Origin of the sequence: Kribbella soli (assembly GCF_004331345.1) — a bacterium.
Lineage (GTDB): Bacteria > Actinomycetota > Actinomycetes > Propionibacteriales > Kribbellaceae > Kribbella > Kribbella soli.
Map to the genome: position 1 here is coordinate 509989 of NZ_SJJZ01000002.1, position 21447 is coordinate 531435.

Annotated in this window: 18 protein-coding genes; 11 read left to right on the plus strand and 7 right to left on the minus strand. The window is 69.6% G+C overall.

Annotation, left to right across the window (positions count from 1 at the left end; genetic code table 11):
• The first annotated feature begins 6 nt into the window (after nt 1-6).
• A complete protein-coding gene (locus E0H45_RS16650) occupies nt 7-987 on the plus strand; it encodes a GlxA family transcriptional regulator (protein ID WP_131338239.1) in 981 nt (326 codons plus the stop codon).
• Here the strand turns inward: E0H45_RS16650 and E0H45_RS16655 are convergent.
• Entirely contained in the window at nt 984-2114 is a 1131-nt protein-coding gene (locus E0H45_RS16655) for a M24 family metallopeptidase (RefSeq protein WP_131338240.1), read from the minus strand. The two genes, E0H45_RS16650 and E0H45_RS16655, sit on opposite strands and share 4 nt — an antisense overlap.
• A 44-nt stretch (nt 2115-2158) precedes the next feature.
• Here E0H45_RS16655 and E0H45_RS16660 point away from each other — a divergent pair, with 44 nt between their 5' ends.
• Genes E0H45_RS16660 through E0H45_RS16670 form a run of 3 tightly spaced genes read left to right on the plus strand, consistent with a single transcriptional unit; the run spans nt 2159 to nt 5443 of the window.
• Nucleotides 2159-2935: an alpha/beta fold hydrolase gene (locus E0H45_RS16660; protein WP_131338242.1), complete on the plus strand. Its 777-nt coding sequence runs from the start codon at nt 2159-2161 to the stop codon at nt 2933-2935.
• A gap of 28 nt (nt 2936-2963) precedes the next feature.
• The gene (locus tag E0H45_RS16665) at nt 2964-3842 is read left to right on the plus strand and encodes an SDR family NAD(P)-dependent oxidoreductase (protein ID WP_131338244.1); all 879 of its coding nucleotides are present in this window, start codon (nt 2964-2966) and stop codon (nt 3840-3842) included.
• Complete coding sequence (locus tag E0H45_RS16670; protein WP_238155050.1) at nt 3839-5443, plus strand: AMP-binding protein; 1605 nt, start codon at nt 3839-3841, stop codon at nt 5441-5443. The genes E0H45_RS16665 and E0H45_RS16670 overlap by 4 nt, the downstream gene beginning before the upstream one ends.
• Here E0H45_RS16670 and E0H45_RS16675 read toward each other — a convergent pair.
• The 4 genes from E0H45_RS16675 to E0H45_RS16690 are packed head-to-tail and all read right to left on the minus strand — an operon-like array spanning nt 5430 to nt 9016.
• Nucleotides 5430-6212 carry an LLM class flavin-dependent oxidoreductase gene (locus E0H45_RS16675; RefSeq protein ID WP_131338246.1) on the minus strand — a complete coding sequence of 261 codons (783 nt, stop codon included), beginning with the start codon at nt 6210-6212 and terminating at the stop codon, nt 5430-5432. The genes E0H45_RS16670 and E0H45_RS16675 overlap by 14 nt on opposite strands.
• Nucleotides 6213-6238: 26 nt before the next feature.
• Entirely contained in the window at nt 6239-7024 is a 786-nt protein-coding gene (locus tag E0H45_RS16680) for a citryl-CoA lyase (RefSeq protein ID WP_131338248.1), read from the minus strand.
• Entirely contained in the window at nt 7021-8256 is a 1236-nt protein-coding gene (locus E0H45_RS16685; protein WP_238155051.1) for a CaiB/BaiF CoA transferase family protein, read from the minus strand. The genes E0H45_RS16680 and E0H45_RS16685 overlap by 4 nt, the downstream gene beginning before the upstream one ends.
• Nucleotides 8246-9016, minus strand: coding sequence for an IclR family transcriptional regulator (locus E0H45_RS16690; protein ID WP_131338250.1), 771 nt, complete (start codon nt 9014-9016; stop codon nt 8246-8248). Before E0H45_RS16690 ends, E0H45_RS16685 begins: the two co-directional genes overlap by 11 nt.
• Before the next feature lie 107 nt (nt 9017-9123).
• Here E0H45_RS16690 and E0H45_RS16695 point away from each other — a divergent pair, with 107 nt between their 5' ends.
• From E0H45_RS16695 to hrpA, 6 genes are all read left to right on the plus strand, one after another.
• Nucleotides 9124-10137: a Bug family tripartite tricarboxylate transporter substrate binding protein gene (locus E0H45_RS16695; RefSeq protein ID WP_131338252.1), complete on the plus strand. Its 1014-nt coding sequence runs from the start codon at nt 9124-9126 to the stop codon at nt 10135-10137.
• Nucleotides 10134-10643, plus strand: a complete 510-nt coding sequence (locus tag E0H45_RS16700) for a tripartite tricarboxylate transporter TctB family protein (RefSeq protein ID WP_131338254.1) — start codon at nt 10134-10136, stop codon at nt 10641-10643. Before E0H45_RS16695 ends, E0H45_RS16700 begins: the two co-directional genes overlap by 4 nt.
• Nucleotides 10640-12202 carry a tripartite tricarboxylate transporter permease gene (locus tag E0H45_RS16705; RefSeq protein WP_131338256.1) on the plus strand — a complete coding sequence of 521 codons (1563 nt, stop codon included), beginning with the start codon at nt 10640-10642 and terminating at the stop codon, nt 12200-12202. Before E0H45_RS16700 ends, E0H45_RS16705 begins: the two co-directional genes overlap by 4 nt.
• 15 nt (nt 12203-12217) lie before the next feature.
• Complete coding sequence (locus E0H45_RS16710; protein ID WP_131338258.1) at nt 12218-12622, plus strand: universal stress protein; 405 nt, start codon at nt 12218-12220, stop codon at nt 12620-12622.
• A 79-nt stretch (nt 12623-12701) separates the two neighbouring features.
• Nucleotides 12702-13571, plus strand: coding sequence for a TIGR03619 family F420-dependent LLM class oxidoreductase (locus E0H45_RS16715; RefSeq protein ID WP_131338260.1), 870 nt, complete (start codon nt 12702-12704; stop codon nt 13569-13571).
• Nucleotides 13572-13711: 140 nt separating this feature from the next.
• On the plus strand, nt 13712-17785 hold the full coding sequence (gene hrpA, locus E0H45_RS16720) for an ATP-dependent RNA helicase HrpA (protein ID WP_131338262.1): 4074 nt from the start codon (nt 13712-13714) through the stop codon (nt 17783-17785).
• Here hrpA and E0H45_RS16725 read toward each other — a convergent pair.
• Entirely contained in the window at nt 17782-18723 is a 942-nt protein-coding gene (locus E0H45_RS16725) for a helix-turn-helix transcriptional regulator (RefSeq protein WP_131338264.1), read from the minus strand. The genes hrpA and E0H45_RS16725 overlap by 4 nt on opposite strands.
• 64 nt (nt 18724-18787) lie before the next feature.
• Here E0H45_RS16725 and E0H45_RS16730 point away from each other — a divergent pair, with 64 nt between their 5' ends.
• The gene (locus tag E0H45_RS16730; protein ID WP_131338266.1) at nt 18788-19633 is read left to right on the plus strand and encodes a DinB family protein; all 846 of its coding nucleotides are present in this window, start codon (nt 18788-18790) and stop codon (nt 19631-19633) included.
• A 49-nt stretch (nt 19634-19682) separates the two neighbouring features.
• Here E0H45_RS16730 and E0H45_RS16735 read toward each other — a convergent pair whose 3' ends face one another.
• Nucleotides 19683-21284: an HNH endonuclease signature motif containing protein gene (locus E0H45_RS16735; protein ID WP_165546488.1), complete on the minus strand. Its 1602-nt coding sequence runs from the start codon at nt 21282-21284 to the stop codon at nt 19683-19685.
• Nucleotides 21285-21447: the final 163 nt, after the last annotated feature.

The following is a 21447-nucleotide window of genomic DNA, read 5'->3' on the forward strand; positions in this document are numbered from 1 at the left end:
ATGGCCATGAGTCGTCATCTGGCCGCCGTCGGTCCCCATGTGGTCGCCGTCCTCGCCCTCGAGCCAGTGGTCGGGTTCGACCTGACCATCCCGCCGACGGTCCTGGGTGCCGCCACCAAGGCCGACGGCACCAAGCTGTACGACATCCGCATCTGCGGACTCGGCGGACCGGTGCGGGCCGGCGCCGGGTTCAACCTCGTCCCGGACCACGGCCCCGAGGCCCTCGCCGAAGCGGACACAGTGATCGTCCCAGGAACCTACATCCCCCAGCCGCGGTACGAAGGCACGCTGCCCGACGACCTCGCCGCCGCGCTCGCCACGATTCGCCCGGGCACGCGGATCGCCTCGATCTGCACCGGCGCGTTCGTCCTCGGCGCGGCCGGCTATCTGGACGGGCGGCCGGCGACGACGCACTGGGAGCGGGCCGAACTGTTCCGCAGCGTGTACCCGCAGGTGAAGCTCGACGAGGACAAGCTGTTCATCGACGACGGCGACGTACTCACCTCGGCCGGTCTGGCGGCGGGCGTCGACCTCTGCCTCCACCTGATCCGCCGTGACTTCGGCAGCGAGGTCGCCAACCGGGCCGCCCGGCACTGCGTCGTACCGCCGTGGCGTGACGGCGGGCAGTCGCAGTACATCGAGCGCGTCGTACCCGAGGAAGGCAGTGAGGGTACGTCGCCGACGCGGGCCTGGGCACTCGAACGGCTCGGTGAGGACATCAGCCTCGCGGCGATGGCGGAGCATGCGCGGATGAGCGTGCGCACGTTCAGCCGGCGCTTCAAGGCCGAGACCGGACAGTCGCCCGGCACCTGGCTGCTGCAGCAGCGCATTCGGCACGCGTGCCAGCTGCTCGAGACCACCGACCTGTCCGTCGACCGCGTCGCCGAGGAGGCCGGCCTCGGCACGGCGGCCTCCCTACGACACCACCTGCGGTCCGAGCTGGGCGTCTCCCCGCTCGCCTACCGCAAGACATTCCGGGCGGGCTAGGTCAGAACGACCAGGTCGTGCGGCTGGTTGTTCATCGACTCGACGCCGTCCGCGGTCACCACGACGATGTCCTCGATGCGCGCGCCCCAGCGACCGGCCTGGTAGATGCCCGGCTCGACGCTGAACGCCATGCCTTCCGCCAGCGGCAGGTCGTTGCCCGCGACGATGTACGGCTCCTCATGGACGTCCAGCCCGATCCCGTGCCCGGTCCGGTGGATGAAGAAGTCGCCGAAGCCCGCCGCTGCGATGACGTCCCGGGCGGCGGCGTCGATCGACTCGGCGGTCGCACCGGGCCGAACGGCATCCACCGCGGCCTGCTGAGCCTCCTGCAGTACGGCGTACGTCGCGGCGACGTCGGCGTCCCGCGGCGTACCCACGGCGTACGTCCGTGTGGAGTCCGAGTTGTAGCCCTCGGCAACCGGACCGCCGATGTCGACGACCACCACGTCGCCGGCCTCGATCACCCGGTCGGACAGTGCGTGGTGCGGGCTCGCGCCGTTCGGGCCGCTGCCGACAATCACGAAGTCCGCCCCGGTGTGGCCCTCCTCGACGATCGCGGCCTCGATGTCGGCGCCGACCTCGGCCTCGGTCCGGCCGGGACGCAGCCACTCGCCGACGCGGGCGTGCACGCGGTCGATCGCCGCGCCCGCCTTCCGCAGCGCGTCGATCTCGGCCGCGTCCTTCCGCATCCGCAACTCACCGACGATCGGCCCGGCCAGCACCTGCTCGGCCTTCGGCAGCGCCTCCCGGAACCCGAGGACGTGCAGCGCCGGCGTGAAGTCGCTGACCGCGACCCGCTCGGCGCCACCCAGTCGCTCGGCCGCGAGGTTGTACGGGTCGACGCCGTCCACCCAAGTGATCACGTCGACGCCCAGCTCCGCCAGCGGCAGATCGGCGTACCCGGGCGCTTCCAGCTTCGGTACGACGAGTGCCGGGGCGCCGTCGGCCGGGATCACGAGCGTAGTGAGGCGCTCCAACGAGCCACCCGGCTGACCGATCAGGTAGCGCAGGTCGGAGCCTGGCGTGATCACCAGACCGGTGCCGGCCGCGGCCTCGCGGGCACGGTCCAGGCGGGCACGAAGGACGGCGACATCATGGACGGGAGGGAGTGCTGAGCGACGGGCCATACCTGAATCTAAAACTGTCGGGAGGGGTTGCTACAACTTGCCCCATGACCCTGCACCATGTGTCCTTCGGCGAAGGCGTACCGGTTCTCGCGTTGCACGGCTGGACGCCGGACCACCGGCTGATGACCGGCTGCCTGGAGCCGATCTTCACCGAACTGCCCGGCTACCGCCGCCTCTACCCCGACCTGCCCGGGATGGGCCAGAGCCCGGCCGGCGACATCGACAGCTCCGACGGCATCCTGGCGGCGGTGCGCGCGTTCATCGACGAGCAGATCGGCGACGAGCCGTTCGTGCTCCTCGGCGAGTCGTACGGCGGGTATCTCGCCCGCGGCCTGGTCGCCGAGCGACCCGAGCAGATCCTCGGCATCGGACTGATCTGCCCGACCGGCGAGCTCTGGCACAAGGACCGTAAGCTGCCCGACCACGTCGTACTGCGGACCGAGCCGGGAGTACTCGAGTCGCTCGAGGAGGGCGAGGACTTCACCGATCTCGCCGTCGTGCAGACCGCCGCGGCGCTGGCCGCGTACCGCTCGGACGTGGCGCCGGGTCTCGCGGTCGCCGACACAGCGGCGATGGACCGCATCCAGAAGAACTGGGCACTGTCGACGGCACCGGAGAGCGGTCCGCCGTACGACGGACCGTCCCTCATCATGTGCGGCCGGCAGGACGCGGTGACGGGATACGAGGATCTGTACGGTCTGCTCCCCCACTACCCGCGCGCCACGTACGCCGTACTGGACGTCGCCGGCCACAACCTCCAACTCGAACAACCCGCCCTGTTCGGCGCCTTGATCCGCGAATGGCTGCAACGCCTGCCGTAAATCGCTACCAGCGGGTAATGTCAGGCGCATGGTGGCTGGGAAGCGTCCTCTGGGGTGGCCGTTGCTCGTCGCGCTGACGAACGGGCGGACCGGGATCTCCGACGAACGGCTGGCCGCGGCCGTCCGGGACAAGGTGATTCTGGTGACCGGTTCGTCGTACGGGATCGGTGAGGCGACCGCGCGGCGCCTGGCCGCTGCCGGGGCGACGGTGCTGCTCGTGGCGCGGACGGCGGACCAGTTGCAGCTCGTGGCGGACGACATCCGGTCGCGCGGCGGGACCGCGTACGTGTACCCGGCGAACCTCGCCGACCCGGACGCGATCGAGGAGCTCGTGCGGACCGTGCTGGCCGAGCACGAGCGGGTCGACGTCCTTGTGAACAACGCCGGCAAGTCGATCCGGCGATCGATCGCGGACACGTACCAGCGGTTCCACGACATCGAGCGGACCAACGCGGTCAACTACCTCGGGCCGGCCAAGCTCGTGCTCGAGCTGCTGCCGTCGATGCGCGAACGCGGGTCCGGCCACATCGTGAACGTGTCGACGGCCGGCGTCCGTACGCCGCCGATGGCGCGCTGGTCGGCGTACCTGGCGTCGAAGAGCGCGTTCGACGTGTGGCTGCGGTGTGTGGCGCAGGAGGTGCGCGGTGACGGGGTGACGACGTCGACGGTCTACATGGGCCTGGTGCACACGCGGATGAGCGAGCCGACGCCGCTGCTCAACAAGATGCCGGGGCTCACGCCGGAGCAGGCGGCCGATCAGGTGTGTACGGCGGTGGCGGAGCGCCCGCACAACATCACGCCGCCGTTCGTCCGGCCGGCCGATGCCCTCGGCAACCTGTTGCGGGTGCCGACGGATCGGTTGCTCGAGCAGTACTTCCGGCGTACCGGAGGCGGGAAGAAGCGATGAGGACGATCCGCCCGATCCCACCGCTGCGGCCGCCGGAGTGGCTGATGCAGAGCGCGGCCGAGGTCGGCGGGTTGTCGGTCGCGCTGATCAAGTCCGGGGTATGGAGATCGGCGGGGCCGGCGCAGCTCGTGCGGATCGAACGGGCGCTGCGGACCTGGGGTCAGTCGATGGCGGCGCTCGGGGTGATCGCGGCGATCCGGTACCCGGAGCGGGCGGCGGTGATCACCGGGGACGACCAGATCACGTACGCCGAGCTGGATCGGCGGTGCGAGCGGATCGCGGCCGGGATGCAGGCGCAGTACGGGATCGTTGCCGGGAGCAAGGTGGCGGTGCTGTGCCGGAACCACCGCGGATTCCTCGAGGCGACACTGGCCGCGTCCCGGGTCGGCGCGGACGTCCTGTTCGTGAACACCGAGTTCGCGCCGCCGCAACTGCAAGCGGTTCTCGAACGGCACCGCCCGGATCTCTTGGTCCGTGACTCCGAGTTCGCCCCACCGGCAGGCCTTCCGTCAGTCGTCTCTGATTTGGCTGAGCTTGCCGAGAGTGCGGCGCCGACGGCACCTGCTCCGTCGGCGGCTGGGCACATCACGATTCTCACCTCGGGGACTACCGGTACTCCCAAGGCGGCGCCTCGGGTGCCGACCGCGGCGGGGTTGGCGGGGTTGACCGGGAGTGCGCTCAGCCGGTTCGGGCTGCGGGCGGGTGAGCCGATGGTCGTGGGCCCGCCGCTGTTCCACGGCCTCGGTCTGCTCACCTCGATGCTCGCATTGTTCCTCGGCTCGCCGCTCGTACTGCGACCGCGGTTCGACGCCCCCACCTTGCTCGCCGACGTCGAGGCGACCCGCGCGGGCGCGATCGTCGCCGTGCCGGTGATGCTGCGCCGACTGCTCGATCTCGGTCCGAATGCCATTGCGGAGTACGACCTGCGCTCCCTGCGAGCCGTCATCTCCGGTGCGTCGCAGCTCGGCGCGCCGCTGGCTGAGCGGTTCATCGAACGGTTCGGGCCGGTGCTGTGCGACGCGTACGGATCGAGCGAGGTCGGCATCGCCACGATCGCGACGTCCGCCGACCTGCTCGCCGCGCCCGGGACCGTTGGGCGGCCCTGTCTCGGCAGCACGATCCGGATCCTCGACGACCAGGACCTCCCGGTGCCGGCCGGCGAGACCGGACGGATCTTCGCGGGCGGCGGGCTGGTGTTCGGCGGGTACTCCGACGGCTCCAGCAAGACCGTCGTCGACGGGCGGATGAGCACCGGCGACCTCGGGCACGTGGATGCCGCCGGGCGCTTGTTCGTCGACGGCCGCGAGGACGACATGATCGTGTCCGGCGGTGAGAACGTGTACCCGGTCGAGGTCGAGCAGTGCCTCGCGGCACATCCCGCGGTCGCCGAAGCAGTCGTTGCCGGAGTCCCCGACGACGAGTTCGGCCAGCGGCTGATCGCGTACGTCGTACTCCATGCGCCGGCGACCGAGGACGAGTTGCTGACGCACGTGAAGGCGAACCTCGCGCGCTACAAGACGCCGCGCCAGATCGTGATCCTCGACGAGTTCCCGCGCAACGCGACCGGCAAGGTCCTGCGCGGCAAACTCAGCCCACCGTGAAGAGCTTCCGGAACCTCGTCATCCGGTCCAGCGCGCTGCTCTCGTCCCCGAACGACACCGCCACAGTCTCCGCCCCGGCGTCGACGAGCTCGTGAGCCATGGCGACGACCGGCTCGGGATCGCCGTCGGACCAGTCGAGTCGCGTCCCGACCTTGATGGGCCGGTCGCCGAACGACCTGAGCCGCGACACCGCCGCCGCGAATCCGGCACCGTCCAGGTTGAGCCCCTGCCATTCGTCGCCGTAGCGCGCGGCGCGACGCAATGCGGGCACCGTCGTACCGCCGATCATGAGCGGGAGCGGCGCCCGGAGCTTGGGCTCGAACACCCCGCCGCGGTCCCGGCCCGCGAAGAGATCACGGATGATCCCGAGCGACTCGTCCGTCCGGCGGCCGCGCTCCTCGAACACGGCACCGACCGCCGCGAACTCGGCCTTCGCCCACCCCGCGCCGATCCCCAGTACGACGCGCTCGCCGGACAACCGGTGCAGCGTCGCCGCCTGCTTCGCGACCACGTACGGGCTCCGCATCGGCAGCACGAGCACCGAGGTCCCGAACCGGATCCGGCTCGTGCGCGCCGCCAGGTACCCGATCGTGACGAGAGGCTCGTACACACCGCCGTACGTCGGGCCGAACTCACCCGGCGGGAGGAGGTGATCGGGCAACCACGCCGTACCGTAGCCCAGGTCCTCCGCCGCGATCGCGAGCTCGACCAGTCGCTCGGGCGGCATCGTCGCCGACTCGTCCGGGAGGACCACCTGGAGTTCGACCATGTGCTCGACCCTAACCGCCGAGGTGATCAGAGTGAGCGGGGTGGGTGGCCGGTGTACGTGGGGATGACGGCCTTCGGGAGGGGGCCCTTGATGCGCGTCGGTTCTTGTTGCTGCTCGCGGGCGTGGGCGAGCAGGCCGACGGAGCGGGACAGGATGAACAGGCCGCGGCCGAGTTCGGCGGGGAGGCCGAGCTCGGCATAGATGGTCGCCGTGGCACCGTCCACGTTCATCGGGACGGGTGCGAGGACGGATTCCAGCGAGAGAGCGATCTCCAGGTGCTGCCCGCTGATGGTGCCGTCGGCAACTGCTTGCTGGGCGGCGGCGATCAGCGGGTCACGGCGCGGGTCGCGCGGGTGGAAGCGGTGCCCGAAGCCAGGGACGTACGCCTTGCGTTCCTTGTACGACGCTACAAGCTCTCGCGCGGCCGTCGTCGGGTCGGTGCCGGCGTCGACCGTGCGGCGCAGGTCGTACAGGACTTCGAGGCACTGCTGGCCGGCGCCGCCGTGGACGTCGCCGAGCAGGTTGACGCCGGTGGCGATCGCATTGTTGAGCGCCAGCCCGCAGGAGACGGCCATTCGCGTGGCGGCGATCGAGGGTGCCTGCGGGCCGTGGTCGACGGCGGCGACGAGTGTCTGCTCGACCAGCCGCGCCTCCCCCGGCGTCGGCAGTTCACCGCGGATCATCAGCCAGATCATCTGGGGAAACGTGACGCCGCCGATCAGCTGCTCGATCGGGTACCCGTGGAACCGGATCACGCCGGGCGCAATGTCCGAGATCCCGGTTGCCCACCAATCCGCGGCCTCGGTGCTCATGTAGCTCCCTTTGCTCGTAGTTCCGCGATCTCGTCCGGGGTGTAGCCGAGCTCGGCCAGGATCTCGTCGGTGTGCTCACCCAGACGCGGCGGCCGCGTCGACGGTCCGACCGGCCCGCCGTCAACGTGCACGCTGCTGCCGAGCACCCGCAGTTCGCGGTCCCGTCCGTCGGGCATCTCCACCGCGTGCAGGAGTTCGCGCTCGGCGAGCTGCGGCAGAGAGAGCGTTTGCTCGACGTTCAGCACCGGCGCGACTGGGACGCCGGACTCCGCAAGCAACTCGTCCCAGTGCGCCGCGGAACGCTGAGAGAGCGTTTTCTCGAGTTCATCCTTGAGCTCGGCCCGATGCACCTTCCGAGCCTCGCGGGACCCGAACCGCTCGTCGGTGAGCAGCTCCGGCCGGCCCAGTGCCGTGCACAGTTCGACGTACTGCTCCTGCTTGTTGGCCGCGATGTTCAGCGCCCCGTCCGCGGTCCGGAACGTGCCGGACGGCGCCGACGTCGCGTTCTCGTTGCCCATGGCACCGGGTTTGCGGCCTGCGACCAGGTAGTCCGAGACCACCCACCCCATCGCCGCGACCGCGGTTTCCAGCATCGACACGTCGAGGAAACTGCCGGCGCCGGTCCGTTCCCGTTTCACGAGGGCCGCCGAGATCGCGAACGCCGCCGCGTACCCGCCGAGCGTGTCCGCGATCGGGAAACCGGTCCGGATCGGCGCGGTCTCCGGCGTTCCCGTGACGCTCATGATCCCGGACAGCCCCTGGATGATCTGGTCGTACGCCGGCCGTCCGCGCATCGGCCCGGTCTGGCCGAACCCCGACACCGCGCAGTACACCAGCCCCGGATTCAGCGACCGCAGCACGTCGACCGAGAAGCCGAGCCGCTCGAGCACTCCCGGCCGGAAGTTCTCCAGCAGCACGTCCGCCTCGCGGACCAGCCGCTCGAAGACCTCGCGACCGTCGGCGCTCTTCAGGTTCAGCGTGAGAGAGCGCTTCCCCGCGTTCTGGGCGAGGAACGAGATACCTAACCCGTCCTTGGACAGGTCCGGGTCGCCGCCGAGGTTCCGGGCGAGGTCGCCCGACCCGGGCACCTCGACCTTGATCACCTCGGCTCCCATCAGGGCCAACTGGTAGCCGGCGAACGGTCCCGCGAGCACGTTGGTCAGGTCGAGCACCCGCACCCCGGCCAGCAGATCCGCGTCAGGCCGCACCTCACGCCGCACCTCAGGACGCACTGAAACCGCTCCACCCCGTCCGGCTGATCGTCTCCGCGCACCGCCGTACGGCGGTGATGTACGGCGGCAACCGGTCGTCGCTGAACCGGGTCGTCGGCCCACCGATCGCGATCGCCGCAACGACCCGCCCGTCGGTACGCCGTACCGGAGCCGCGACACCCGAGGCGCCGAGCTCACGCTCACCGTGGCTGACCGCGAACCCGCGCGCGGCCGCGTCCGTGACCGTGGCCCGCAACTTCTTCGCGAACCCCGGCTGCCGCGGCGCCTCCAGCGCGAGCTCCTCGATCAGCGACGGATCGACGTCGAGCACCGGCGGATCCGTGAGCAGCACCTTCGACGCCGCTCCGCCCCACAGCGGCATCGACGAACCGACGACCACCATGTGCCGGACACTCAGCGAGCCCGGCGCCTGCGCGAGACAGACGCGGGTCCGGCCGACGCGGATGTACAGGTTCGCGGTCTCGCCCGTGTCGGCCGACAGCTTGCCCATCGCCGCGCGGACCGCCGGCGGGATCTCCATCGTCGCGCTGCTGAGCCGGGACCAGCGCAGGAAGCCTGGACCGATCGCGTACTTCCCCGGGCCGATCGCCGCGACCAGGCCGCGCTGCTCGAGCGTGGTCACGAGCCGGAGCACCGTCGTCTTCGGCAGCCCGCTCGCCGCCGTCAGCGCCGCCAGCGACCAGGTCGGATGCTCGTCGTCGAACCGCTCGAGCAGGTCCAGCGCCCGGTGCACACTCCGTACTCCGTCACCTTCACTCATGGCCCGACGATAACCCGCCGTGCCACACAACGGAATCTCTGTACCTCCTGGTGGAATGCTGCTACGGTCGCCCGCAGTACTCCCTCGCCCTCAGGAGGTAGCTGCTCATGTCGCGACCCAGGACGGCGCTGGTCGCCGCGGGTCTGGTTGTCAGCCTGCTTGTCAGCGGTTGCTCGGCACTGGAGAAGACCCTCGACGGCGGCAGCGTCGCCGGCGACTTCCCGAGCCGCAACGTCGAGATCATGGTCCCCGCCGCACCTGGTGGTGGGTGGGACCTGACCGCCCGGCAGTTCCAGCACGTGGTCCAGGAGAAGAAGCTGCTCGGCGAGAGAGCGGTCTCCGTGGTGAACGTGACCGGCGCCGGCGGCGCGGTCGGCATCTCCAAGCTGGTCACGAAGAACCGCAAGGACCCGCACACGCTGATGATCACCGGCCTGGTGATGGTCGGCGCGCTCACCCTGAACCAGTCCGAGATCACCGTCTCGGACACCACGCCGATCGCGACGCTCACCGCCGAGCAGGAGGTGCTGGTGGTGAAGTCGGACTCGCCACTGAAGTCCCTCAAGGACCTCGTGGAGATGTACAAGGCCGACCCGTCGCAGGTGAGCTGGGGCGGCGGCACGATCGGCGGCACCGACCACATCACCGCCGGCACATTGGTGAAGGCGGCCGGCGCGGACCCGTCGAAGGTGAAGTACATCAGCTACTCCGGCGGCGGCGAGGCGACCGCGGCGATCCTGTCCGGCGACGTGACGGTGGGCATCTCCGGGCTGAGTGAGTTCGAGGAGCAGATCACCGCCGGGAAGATGCGGGTTCTCGCCACCTCCGGCACCGAGCCGGTGACGCTCAACGGCAAGCAACTCCCGACGATGAAGTCCGAGGGGTACGACGCGGAGGTGCAGAACTGGCGCGCGATCGTCGCACCACCCGACGTACCGGCCGCGGACCGGCAACGGCTGATCGACTTCGTGACGAAGGTGAACCAGTCCCCCGAGTGGGCCGAGATCCGGAAGAAGAACGGCTGGACCGACTTCTTCAAGACCGGTGACGACGCGACCAAGTTCATCGCCGAGGAAACCACCCGTGTCCAGGGCCTGGAGAAGGAGCTGGGGATCCTGTGAGCACCTCAGAGGAATTACTCGAAGAAGCAGTGAAAGCTTCGGATGTCGAAGTCGAGGCATCCCGCCTGGTGCGGATCATTGCGGCGCTCGTGCTGATCGTGTTGAGCGCGACGTTCCTGGTGGGCGTGTTCGACATCCGCAGCCCCAAGGGCTTCGACCCGGCGGGGCCGCGGTTCTTCCCGCTGCTCGTGACGTCGGCCTGGTTGGTGCTGTCGATCGCCTACCTGATCGAAGGACTCCGGTCGCCTAGGACCACCCGCTCGACCGACCGTAGCTGGTTCGAGCCGGTGGCACTTTCCGCACTGCTCGTGCTGTACGCGCTGCTGGTCGTCCCGCTCGGCTATCTCATTGCCACGGCGTTGCTGTTCTTCGCGGCGGCCCGCGTACTCGGCAGCCGGCAGTTGGTACGGGACATCGTGGTGGCCGTCGTACTCACCGTTGTCGTGTACGTCGCGTTCACGCAGTTCCTCGACATCTCGTTGCCGGGAGGGGTGCTGGGACTGTGATCGGCTTGAGTGTTTTCGGTGAGCTCATGCACGGTTTCAGCGCCGTGCTCGAGCCGATGAACCTGCTGTGGGCGATCCTCGGCGTGACGCTCGGCATGCTCGTCGGCATCCTGCCCGGGATCGGCCCGGCGCTGACGATCGCGCTGCTGCTGCCGATCACGTTCAACTTCTCCGACCCGATCGGCGCCTTCATCATGTTCGCCGGGATCTACTACGGCGCGATGTACGGCGGTTCGACCACGTCGATCCTGATCAACACCCCCGGCGAGTCGGCCTCGGTGGCCACCGCGATCGAGGGTCACAAGATGGCGCTGAAGGGCCGCGCCCGGGCGGCGCTGGCGACCGCGGCGATCGGGTCGTTCGTGGCCGGGACGATCTCGACCGTGCTGCTGACGTTCGTCGCTAAGCCGATCGGGAACCTGGCGAGCCACTTCCAGGCGACCGACTACTTCGCGATCACGCTGCTCGCGATGGTCGCGGTGACCGCGATCATCGGGCACTCGCTGGTCCGCGGGCTGCTGTCGCTGGTGGTCGGGCTGTTCATCGGGCTGATCGGTCTCGACAGCCTGTCCGGCGCCCCGCGGTATACGTTCGGGACGCTGCGGCTGCTGGACGGGATCGACGTGGTGATCGTGATCGTCGGGTTGTTCGCGATCGGCGAGACGTTGCACGTGGCCTCGAAACTGCGGTCCACTCCGGAGCGTCCCGCCGTATTGGAGAAGGGCCGGCTGCGGACCGGGTACCTGAACAAGTCGGACTGGGGCCGGTCGTGGAAGCCGTGGCTGCGGGGCACCGCGCTCGGGTTCCCGTTCGGGGCGATCCCGTCGGGCGGCGCCGAAGTACCGACGTTCCTGTCGTACTCGATCGAGCGGCGGCAGGCGCGCAAGAAGGGTCACGACGAGTTCGGCGAGGGCGCGATCGAGGGCGTGGCGGGACCGGAGGCGGCCAACAACGCGTCATTCTCGGGTGTGCTCGTACCGCTGCTGACACTCGGTCTGCCGACATCGGCGACGGCCGCGGTGATGCTCGCGGCGTTCCAGATCTTCAACGTGCAGCCGGGGCCGCAGCTGTTCGAGGACGAGAGCACGCTGGTCTGGACGCTGATCGCGTCGCTGTACATCGGCAACCTGATCCTGCTGATCATGAACCTGCCGCTGATCCAGATCTGGGTGCAGGTCCTCAAGGTCCCCCGGCCGTTGCTGTACGCCGGGATTCTGGTCTTCGCGTGCCTCGGGGTGTACTCGCTGTCCGGCTCCGGCTACGAGGTGCTGATGGCGCTCGTGATCGGCGTGGTCGGGTTCTTCATGCGCAAGCTCGACTTCCCGATCGCGCCGGTGGTCCTCGGCGTGATCCTCGGGCCGGCGATGGAGGAGCAGTTCCGCCGGTCGCTGGTGATCTCGAACGGCGACGCGAGCGTCTTCGTCACCCGCCCGCTGAGCGCGGTGATCATCGTGCTGACGGTGCTCGCGCTGTTCGTCCCGTACCTGCCCCGGATCGTCGCCCGCCTCCGCGGCACCCAGCCCACCCACGACCGCCTGACCTTCGGCGAGGACGATTGATGGGAGAGTGTGACCGTGAAGATTCTCGTCGGATACGTACCAACGCCTGAGGGTGAGGCGGCGCTGACTGCCGCGGCGACCGAGGCCGAGCTGCGCGGGGCCTCGATCCTGCTGCTGAACACGAGCCGGGGCGATGCCTACATCGACGCCCGCTACGCCAACGCCGACGAGTTGGCGGCCGCCGAGGCCAAGCTGCGCGAGCACGGCGTCGAGGTGACGATCCAGCAGGCCGTCTCCGAGGGCGACGTGGCCGGCGCGCTCCTGAAGGCGGCCGCGGCCGAGGACGTCGGCCTGATCGTCCTCGGCCTGCGCCGCCGCAGCCCGGTCGGCAAACTCATCCTCGGCAGCACTGCCCAACGCGTCCTCCTCGAGTCCCCCGTCCCGGTCCTCGCGGTGAAAGTCCCGTCACCCCACGACTGATCGCAAGAACCGGACGTCTGCTCCGACCGATGACTGAGTGGGCACCTTCGGGGTGCCCTGGGATCGGAAGGATCAGGGAATGTCTCTTCCCGAGGTGGGCGTCGGGCTGCCGGTGGTCGGGCTCCGCGGACCGGACGCGGTGGTCGAGATCGCGACAGCGGCTGACGAGCTGGGATTCGCAGCGGTCTCCGTCTTCGAGCGGCTCCTGGTGCCTGCGGCTCCGGACTGGGTGAACCACGCCGGCTTGCCGGAACAGGCGGCGTACGACGCGTTGGAGACCTTGACGTATGTCGCGGCGCGGACACAGCGGGTGCGGTTGCACACCGCCGTACTCGTGCCGCTCTTCCAGCAGCCGGTGGTGCTGGCGCGCCGGGTGGCGACGATCGATCAGCTCTCCGGTGGCCGGATGGATCTGGGCCTCGCGCTCGGCTGGCTGCCCGAGGAGTTCGTCGCCACCGGCGTCCCGAGCCGCGGCCGAGTAGCTGCGTTCGAGGAGTCGATCGCCGTACTGCGCGCCTGCTGGGGACCGGATCCGGTCGAGTTCAGCGGCGAGCACTACACAGTGCCGATGGCCAGGATCGGACCGAAGCCGGTCGCTCCCCTGACGCTGTACGGCGGTGGCGTGACCCAGCCCGCGATCGAACGTGCCGCCCGGATCGCAGACGGACTGACTCTCGCGCACCGCGACTGGGAATCCACCCGCGCCGCCGTCGGCTGGTACCACGAGGCCGGCGGCACCGGGCCGATCAACCTCCGCGCCGGCCCGATGCAACCCCACCCGATGCTCGAAGGCCAGGTCGGCTTCACCCCCGCCACGATCGTGGACGACCTGCGACGCGCCGCCGACGAGGGCATCACCCGGGTCGATTGGGACCTCAGCATCACCGGCACCCCGATCCCCGAGCAGCTCGCCGCTCTCGAGAGCCTGGCCGGACGCCTCTACGGCTGACCCGGACGCCCAGGCCATCACAATTCGACGCGGCTGCGGTGCCGCCCGCTCGGCGCGCGCTCGGCGGGTCGATTGTGATGGCCTGGCGGTCCCGTAATCCAGGTGAGGTGCTGGGGTAGGGCGCCTAAACTGGTGTGGTTATGCCTGATGCCCGGACCGAGTCCACGAGTCCATCCCCAGCCCCCTCGCAGGACCCGGCCAATCGCCGGCGCCGTCGGCGCGGCGGAAAGGGACGGCAAGCCGCCGCCCCCGGAGCCGCAACCGACGCCGCCCCGGGCGGTGCGGAGCGCCCCGACGGCGAGCTGAACCTTGCCGACGTGCTGGCGCGGCTGGACGATCTGACGGCGTACGACCGGGACCACCTTGGGCGCCGGCTCGAGCGGGTTCGCCGTACGACGGACGCTCGCAAGCGCGCCGCCGAACTGCAGAGCGTGGCCGGGGCCGTCGAACAGGCCGAGCGGCGGGTCGACGTACGGCGCAACGCCGTACCCGAGATCACCTACCCGGAAGAGCTGCCGGTCAGCCAGCTCAAGGACGAGATCGCCGCCGCGATCCGGGACCACCAGGTCGTGGTCGTCGCGGGTGAGACCGGGTCAGGGAAGACCACCCAGATCCCGAAGATCTGCCTCGAGCTCGGCCGCGGCGTGCACGGCATGATCGGCCACACCCAGCCCCGACGGCTCGCCGCCCGCACGGTCGCGGAGCGGATCGCCGAGGAGCTCGGCACCGAGCTCGGTGAGACGATCGGTTTCGCCGTACGGTTCACCGACAAGGTCAGTGAGCGTTCGCTGGTCAAGCTGATGACCGACGGCATCCTGCTGAACGAGCTGCAGCGCGACCGCGACCTGACGCGGTACGACACGCTCATCATCGACGAGGCGCACGAGCGCAGCCTGAACATCGACTTCATCCTCGGCTACCTCAGGCGTCTCCTCCCCCGCCGCCCGGACCTCAAGGTGATCATCACCTCGGCGACCATCGACCCGGAGCGGTTCGCCGCGCACTTCGCGGCCGCCGACGGCACCCCGGCGCCGATCGTCGAGGTGTCCGGCCGGACCTACCCGGTCGAGGTGCGGTACCGCCCGGTCAACGATCCCGAGGACCCGCGCACGATCGACCGCGACCAGACCCAGGCGATCCTGGACGCCGTCGACGAGCTCGAGTACGAGGCGGACGGCGACGTACTGGTCTTCCTGTCCGGCGAGCGCGAGATCCGCGACACCGCCGACGCGCTCAACGACAAGTTCCGCGACGAACGCCGTACGACCGAGATCCTCCCCCTGTACGCCAGGCTGTCCAACGCGGAGCAGCACCGGGTCTTCCAGGCGCACTCGAACCGCCGGATCGTGCTCGCCACGAACGTCGCCGAGACCTCGCTGACCGTCCCCGGTATCAAGTACGTGATCGACCCCGGTACGGCGCGCATCTCGCGCTACAGCCACCGCACCAAGGTCCAGCACCTGCCGATCGAACCGGTGTCGCAGGCCAGCGCGAACCAGCGCAAGGGCCGCAGCGGCCGGACCAGCGACGGCATCTGCATCCGGCTGTACTCCGAGGAGGACTTCACCAACCGGCCGGAGTTCACGGACCCGGAGATCCTGCGCACCAACCTCGCCTCCGTCATCCTGCAGATGACCGCGATCGGGCTCGGCGACATCGCCGCGTTCCCGTTCATCGACGAACCCGACAAGCGCAGCATCACCGACGGCCTGCAACTGCTCACCGAGCTCGGGGCGATCGACACCCCGAAGGGCGGCCGGCTGACCCCGATCGGCCGGCAGCTCGCGCAGATCCCGCTCGACCCGCGGCTGGCCCGGATGATCGTCGAGGCCGACAAGCACGCCTGTGTCCGCGAGGTCATGGTGATCGCGGCCGCGCTCTCGATCCAGGACCCGCGCGAACGCCCGACCGACGCCGAGGCGCAGGCCCAGCAGGCGCATGCCCGGTTCCGCGACCCGAACAGCGACTTCCTCGGGTACCTGAACCTCTGGGGCTACCTGAAGAAGCAGCAGAAGGAGCTGTCCGGCAACCAGTTCCGCCGGATGTGCCGCAGCGAGTACCTGAACTATCTCCGGGTCCGCGAGTGGCAGGACATCTTCGCGCAGCTCCGCCAGGTCGCCACCCAGATCGGCGTGAAACTCAACAGCGGCGAGCCGGCCGACCCGCAGAGTGTGCACATCGCGCTGATGTCCGGTCTGCTCAGCCACCTCGGGATGAAGGACCCCGCGAACCAGCACCAGTACCTCGGCGCGCGCGGCACCAAGTTCGCGATCTTCCCCGGCTCCGGGCTGTTCAAGAAGCCGCCGCAGTTCGTGATGGCCGCCGAGCTGGTCGAGACGTCGAAGCTGTGGGCGCGGGTGAACGCGAAGATCGAGCCGGAGTGGGCCGAGGATCTCGCCCCACACCTGATCAAGCGCTCGTACTCCGAACCGCACTGGGAACGCAAGGCCGGCGCCGTGATGGCGTACGAGAAGGTCACGCTGTACGGCGTACCGATCGTTGCCCGGCGCAAGGTGAACTACGGGAAGGTCGACCCGGAGGTGTCGCGCGAGCTGTTCATCCGGCACGCGCTGGTCGAGGGCGACTGGGACACCCACCACAAGTTCTTCCACGAGAACCGCAAGCTGATCGAAGAGGTCGAGGAGCTCGAGGAGCGGACCCGGCGGCGCGATCTGCTGGTCGACGACGAGACGCTGTTCGCGTTCTACGACGAGCGTCTCGGCCCCGAGGTGGTCACCGGCCGGCACTTCGACACCTGGTGGAAGACGGCACGGCAGCGCGACGCCGACCTGCTCGACTTCGAGCGTTCGCTGGTGGTCCGCGAGGGCGCGGACGTCAAGGAGGATGAGTTCCCGCTGCGCTGGACGCAGAACGGAATGACGTTCGACCTGACCTACGCCTTCGAGCCCGGCACGGACGCCGACGGCGTGACCGTCCACATTCCGCTGCTCGTCCTGAACCAGGTGACCGCGGACGGCTTCGAGTGGAGCGTTCCCGGGTTCCGCGAGGAGCTGGTCACGACGCTGATCAAGTCGCTTCCGAAGGCGGTACGGCGGAACATCGTGCCGGCGCCGGACCACGCGCGGCAGATCCTCCCCGAGCTCGACCCGGCGTCCGGGCCGCTGACCGACGCGATGGCGCGCGCCCTGCAGGAGTTGCGCGGCGTGGTGATCGAGCCGGAGGACTGGGACTGGACGCGGGTGCCCGAGCACCTGCGGATGACGTTCCGGGTCGAGGACGACAAGCGCAAGACCGTGGCCGAGGGCAAGGACCTCGCCAAGCTGAAGGAGAAGCTGAAGCCGAAGACGAAGGCCGCGATCTCGCAGGTCGCGTCGAAGGCGGTCAGCGGGCTGGAGAGGTCCGGGCTGACCGACTGGACGTTCGGGGATCTCCCCCGCAGCTTCTCCGAGCACCGCAACGGGCTGACAGTCGCGGGCTACCCGGCGCTCGTCGACGACGGCAAGAGCGTCGCGATCCGCTTGCAGGAGACCGAGCGCGACCAGGCCGCCGCGATGTGGGCGGGGACGCGGCGGCTTCTGCTGCTGACGATGCCGTCGGTGATCGACGTCGTACAGCGGAATCTGACCAATCAGCAGAAGATGACGTTGATGGCAGGTCCGCATCGCAACGTCGGCGAGCTGCTCGATGATGCGATCGCGGCGGCTGTCGATCAGCTGATGGCAGCGGCGGGTGGGCCGGCGTGGAACCTGACCGCGTTCTCGATCCTGCGGGACGCCGTACGGTCGGATCTCGCGGACACCGTGCTGACGATCCTGCAGCAGGTCGAGCAGGTGCTCGGGCATGCGCGGACCGTGGACAAGCAGATCTCCCGCGCGGCCAGCCCGGCGTTGCTCGCGGCCCTGTCGGATGTCCGCGGCCAGCTCGAAGGCCTGGTGCATCCGGGGTTCATCACCGAGACCGGCGCGAAGCGGCTGCCCGACCTGGTGCGGTACCTGCGCGGTATGGAGCAGCGCCTGGACAAGCTCAGCGCCAACGCCGCGCGCGACCGCTCCGGCATGGCTGTCGTCGACATGCTGACCGACGAGTACCGCAAGAGGCTCCGAGCGGTGCCGACGGGCAAGTACCCGAGCCCCGGACTGCTCGAGGTCCGCTGGATGCTCGAGGAACTCCGCATCAGCCTGTTCGCCCAGACCCTCGGCACGCCGTACCCGGTCTCCGAGAAACGCATCCGCAAGGCCTTGGCCGACAGTTAGGAGTCGAGGAGGCGGCGGGCCAGGTCGTGTACGGCGGCGCGCAGCTCGGGTGGATCGAGGATCTCGAACGGCCACCGGATACGGGTCACCTGTCCGACGAGCGGACCCAGGTCGTTGGCGGCGAAACGGATCTCGCAGCTCGCCGCGTCAATCGGTTCGACCACGCCTTGGCCTGGCGGAATCACCTTGGTCACGGTCTCGGCGGCCGCTTGGACACGAATCCGGGCGACGATGTCCCACGGCGTCACTCCGGTGCCCTCGGCAACGAGTGCGACCGGGTCCGGCGGGTCGTCGAAGGTGTACCGGGAGCCGGTGAGCACCGGCTGCTCGATGCGGTCGACCCGGAAGGTTCGCCACGCCTGCCGGTCGCGGTCGCGGGCGACGAGGTACCAGCGGCGGCCGGTGTGCACGATCTGCAGAGGCTCGACGCTGCGTTCGGACTCGCTGCCGTCGTGGGTGCGATAGCGGAACCGGATCCCTTCGACATGCCGGCAGCCGGCCGCCAGGACGACCAGCACGTCGCCGTCCACCGGCGGCAGCTCGCCCTGTGGCAGCTGAGTGGTGTGCGCGCCGATCGCGGCGACCTGCTCGCGCAGCCGCACGGGCAGTACCTGATGGAGTTTCGCGAGCGCGGAGATCGCCGCCTGCTCGACTCCGGTCACCGTCGTGCTCGTCGCGACGCGCAGGCCGACCGCGATCGCCACAGCCTCGGAATCCTCGAGCAGCAGCGGCGGCAGGCGTCCACCGGGGCCGAGGCGATAGCCACCGCCGATCCCCGCCTCCGCGTCGATCGGGTAGCCGAGAGACCGCAGCCTGGTGACGTCCCGCCGTACGGTCCGAGGCGTGATCTCGAGCCTTGCGGCCAGCTCGGCGCCGTCCCATTGAGGGCGCGAGTGCAGCAAGGACAGCAAACGGAGCAGCCGGGCCGCGGTATCCATCGTGGGTCCATTCTGCCTCGACCTGCGGACCGACCCTGTCCGCAGGTCGTCCTACGGTGATCACATGACGACGCTCACGCAGAACCTGCTGGACCTGTCGGACTTCGCTTGGCAACGACTGCGGGACCGGGTCGAAGGTTTGACCGACGCGGAGTACTTCTGGGAGCCGTTCGACGGCTGCTGGTCGGTTCACAAGGCCGACAACGGGTACGCCGCCGACTGGGCCTGGATACCGCCCGGTCCCCCGCCGTTCACCACTCTGGCCTGGCGGATCACACACATCGCCGACCTGTTGCAGGCCGAGCGTACGGCGACCTGGTTCGGGCACGAACCTGTTGCCACGGACGATGCGCCCGCGGTTCCGGGGTCTGCCGAGGCCGCTCTTGAGGCGCTGGATCACGCGTACGAGATCTGGCGTCGGCGCCTCGCCGCGCTCAACCAGGAGGACCTCGACCGGCCGATGGGCGAGATCGCGGGCCCGTACGCCGACAACGACGGCACCTCGTTCGCGCTGCACATCCTCGACGAACTGATCCACCACGGCGCCGAGGTGGGCACCGTCCGCGATTTCTACCGCGGTGCGCACGCCGAAGACCCGTTCGCGGCTGCCCTTGCGGGTGACCTCACACCGGCCGACCGCCCCGCACTGCTCGCCGAGGCGGCCGCCGCGCAGCGCTGGGAGGTCATCCCGCAACTCGCGGATCTGGGCTTCGCCGTGAACGAGGCTACGGCGGACAGTGTCACCGCAGCCCACCTCGCGGCCGGAACAGGTTCCCTCAACACTCTCCGGTTCCTGGTGGAGAACGGCGCGGACCTTTCGCTGACCGACTCCCGATTCAACGCCGACGTACGTGGATGGGCGCAATGGTTCAAGCAGACCGACGCCGCGGAATATCTCGCAACGGTCTGATCAGGACGTGTGCGTACGTGAGTCTTGCGCCAACCGACGCTGGTGGTGCTCAGAAGGGTGCAGGGTCGGCTTGTCGGGTGATGGGACCGCGGGCGGGTGGGATTGTCCTGTAGCGGTGGCCGGTCGGGGTCGTCAGGGTGATGGAGCCGTCGGGGTGGCTGGTGGTGTGCCAGCCCCAGGCGGAAGTGTCTTTGATGACGTGGTGATACTCGCAGTACGGGGCCATTCCGGACAGGTTCGTACGGCCGGTTTGGGCGAATGGGGTGAGGTGGTCGCGGTCGCATTCGCGGGAGGTGCGGTTGCAGCCGGGCCAGGCGCAGACGGGGTGGCGGGCCAGGAGCGTTTCGGTGACGAGTGCACCAGGATTGTGCCGGGTGGTGGATGCCTCGACCACGGCGCCGTTGGCAGGGTCGGTGAGGAGCCTGCGCCAGGTGCCGTCGGCGGCGACGCGGCGGGCCATCTCGGCGGGGATGGGTCCGTAGCCGGTGAGTTCGGCCGGGTCGTCATCCATGCCGAGCAGGGTGGAGGCGGGGACGATGACCTCGATGTGCGGGCGGCGGCGGTGCTGGTCGGGCAGCCGGCGGCCGAGCCAGTCCAGGCCGTTGCGGAGGATGTGCTCGAACAGGTCGGCGGTCGCGTCGGCGCGGCGCTGTTCGGCGGTACGGGCGTCCTTGTCCGCTCCCGCACCCGAACTGGCGGCCGTGCCGGTGGCGTTGTCTGTCGGTGGCCCCGTGTCGTTGGCTGTCGGCGCCGTCTCCCCGGCAGTGTCGCCCTCGGTGGTGGGGCCGGCCGTGGACCCAGCTGCGTCGGCAGTGGGGTCGGTGGTGGGGGCGTCGCGTTTGGCGAGGGCGGCGATGGCTTGGATGGTGACCCACATCTGCTGGATCTTGTCGGCGGTGTGGACGATCCACAGCCCTGCCATGCCGTTGGCCAGGGGGACGATCTTGCAGGTGCGCTCGGCCGCGGCGGCACGGTGATCCTCCGCCGCGCGAGCGGCGGTGTGTTTGGCGACCTGGCGGCGCAACGACTCCAGCAGGTTCCGATGGGTCTGCTTGGCGGCGCGTTTCAGCACATGCGTCTCCACAGCTCGTGCCGCGTCCTCCGGCAGGTCGCCGGTGGCTTCGGAGATGGCCAGAGCCTTGCCCCACGTCAGCGCACCACACCGCAACGCCGTATGGGTCGCTGACAGCGTCGAGGTCAGACGCAACGCCGTTTCGACCCGCCGCCCGACGGTATCCGGCGACAACCCGAGCGCCAGCCCGATCTCGGCGTACCAGGACCGCTCGGGGTCGATCGGGCGGCCCCTGGAATCGATCTGCGTCGGGCGGGGCGACTCGCGATGCTCGGCACGGCGTTGCCGGACGAACGACGCCATCGCACTGGCCTTGATCGCCTCCCCCCAGCCGATCAGCCGGTCCGCGGCCCTCATCAACTCCACCAGCGCCATCGGCGACATCGCCCCCGGCCGCGTTACCTCCAACGCGGCCGCGAGCGCACCACCGGGCGCCAACAACACCCACGCGGGCGCCTCCCGGCGCAACATCTCCCGCTCCGCCTCGTCCTGCTCTAGCCCGTCCCACTCCTGCCACTCGAACTCATCCACCCGCGAGTAGCGGTTCCGGCCCAGCAACTCATCCAGCTCGGCGTCCAACTGGTCTTCCTCAGAGACGAAGCGCGCATCATCCGGGAACCCGGAACCAGTCAGGTGGTACAGGTCGTCTGGGACGTAGTCATCGTCCAGCGGCTCAGCGTCGCATCTGCACTGACCACACGCGACGCCATGGTGAGGGGCTGCATCGGTGCGCGAGCCGGCG

Coding starts and splice junctions, on each gene's coding strand:
- E0H45_RS16650 (WP_131338239.1), top strand. CDS start 7: ATGAGTCGTCATCTGGCCGCCGTCGGTCCCCATGTGGTCGCCGTCCTC.
- E0H45_RS16655 (WP_131338240.1), bottom strand. CDS start 2,114: ATGGCCCGTCGCTCAGCACTCCCTCCCGTCCATGATGTCGCCGTCCTT.
- E0H45_RS16660 (WP_131338242.1), top strand. CDS start 2,159: ATGACCCTGCACCATGTGTCCTTCGGCGAAGGCGTACCGGTTCTCGCG.
- E0H45_RS16665 (WP_131338244.1), top strand. CDS start 2,964: ATGGTGGCTGGGAAGCGTCCTCTGGGGTGGCCGTTGCTCGTCGCGCTG.
- E0H45_RS16670 (WP_238155050.1), top strand. CDS start 3,839: ATGAGGACGATCCGCCCGATCCCACCGCTGCGGCCGCCGGAGTGGCTG.
- E0H45_RS16675 (WP_131338246.1), bottom strand. CDS start 6,212: ATGGTCGAACTCCAGGTGGTCCTCCCGGACGAGTCGGCGACGATGCCG.
- E0H45_RS16680 (WP_131338248.1), bottom strand. CDS start 7,024: ATGAGCACCGAGGCCGCGGATTGGTGGGCAACCGGGATCTCGGACATT.
- E0H45_RS16690 (WP_131338250.1), bottom strand. CDS start 9,016: ATGAGTGAAGGTGACGGAGTACGGAGTGTGCACCGGGCGCTGGACCTG.
- E0H45_RS16695 (WP_131338252.1), top strand. CDS start 9,124: ATGTCGCGACCCAGGACGGCGCTGGTCGCCGCGGGTCTGGTTGTCAGC.
- E0H45_RS16715 (WP_131338260.1), top strand. CDS start 12,702: ATGTCTCTTCCCGAGGTGGGCGTCGGGCTGCCGGTGGTCGGGCTCCGC.
- hrpA (WP_131338262.1), top strand. CDS start 13,712: ATGCCTGATGCCCGGACCGAGTCCACGAGTCCATCCCCAGCCCCCTCG.
- E0H45_RS16725 (WP_131338264.1), bottom strand. CDS start 18,723: ATGGATACCGCGGCCCGGCTGCTCCGTTTGCTGTCCTTGCTGCACTCG.
- E0H45_RS16730 (WP_131338266.1), top strand. CDS start 18,788: ATGACGACGCTCACGCAGAACCTGCTGGACCTGTCGGACTTCGCTTGG.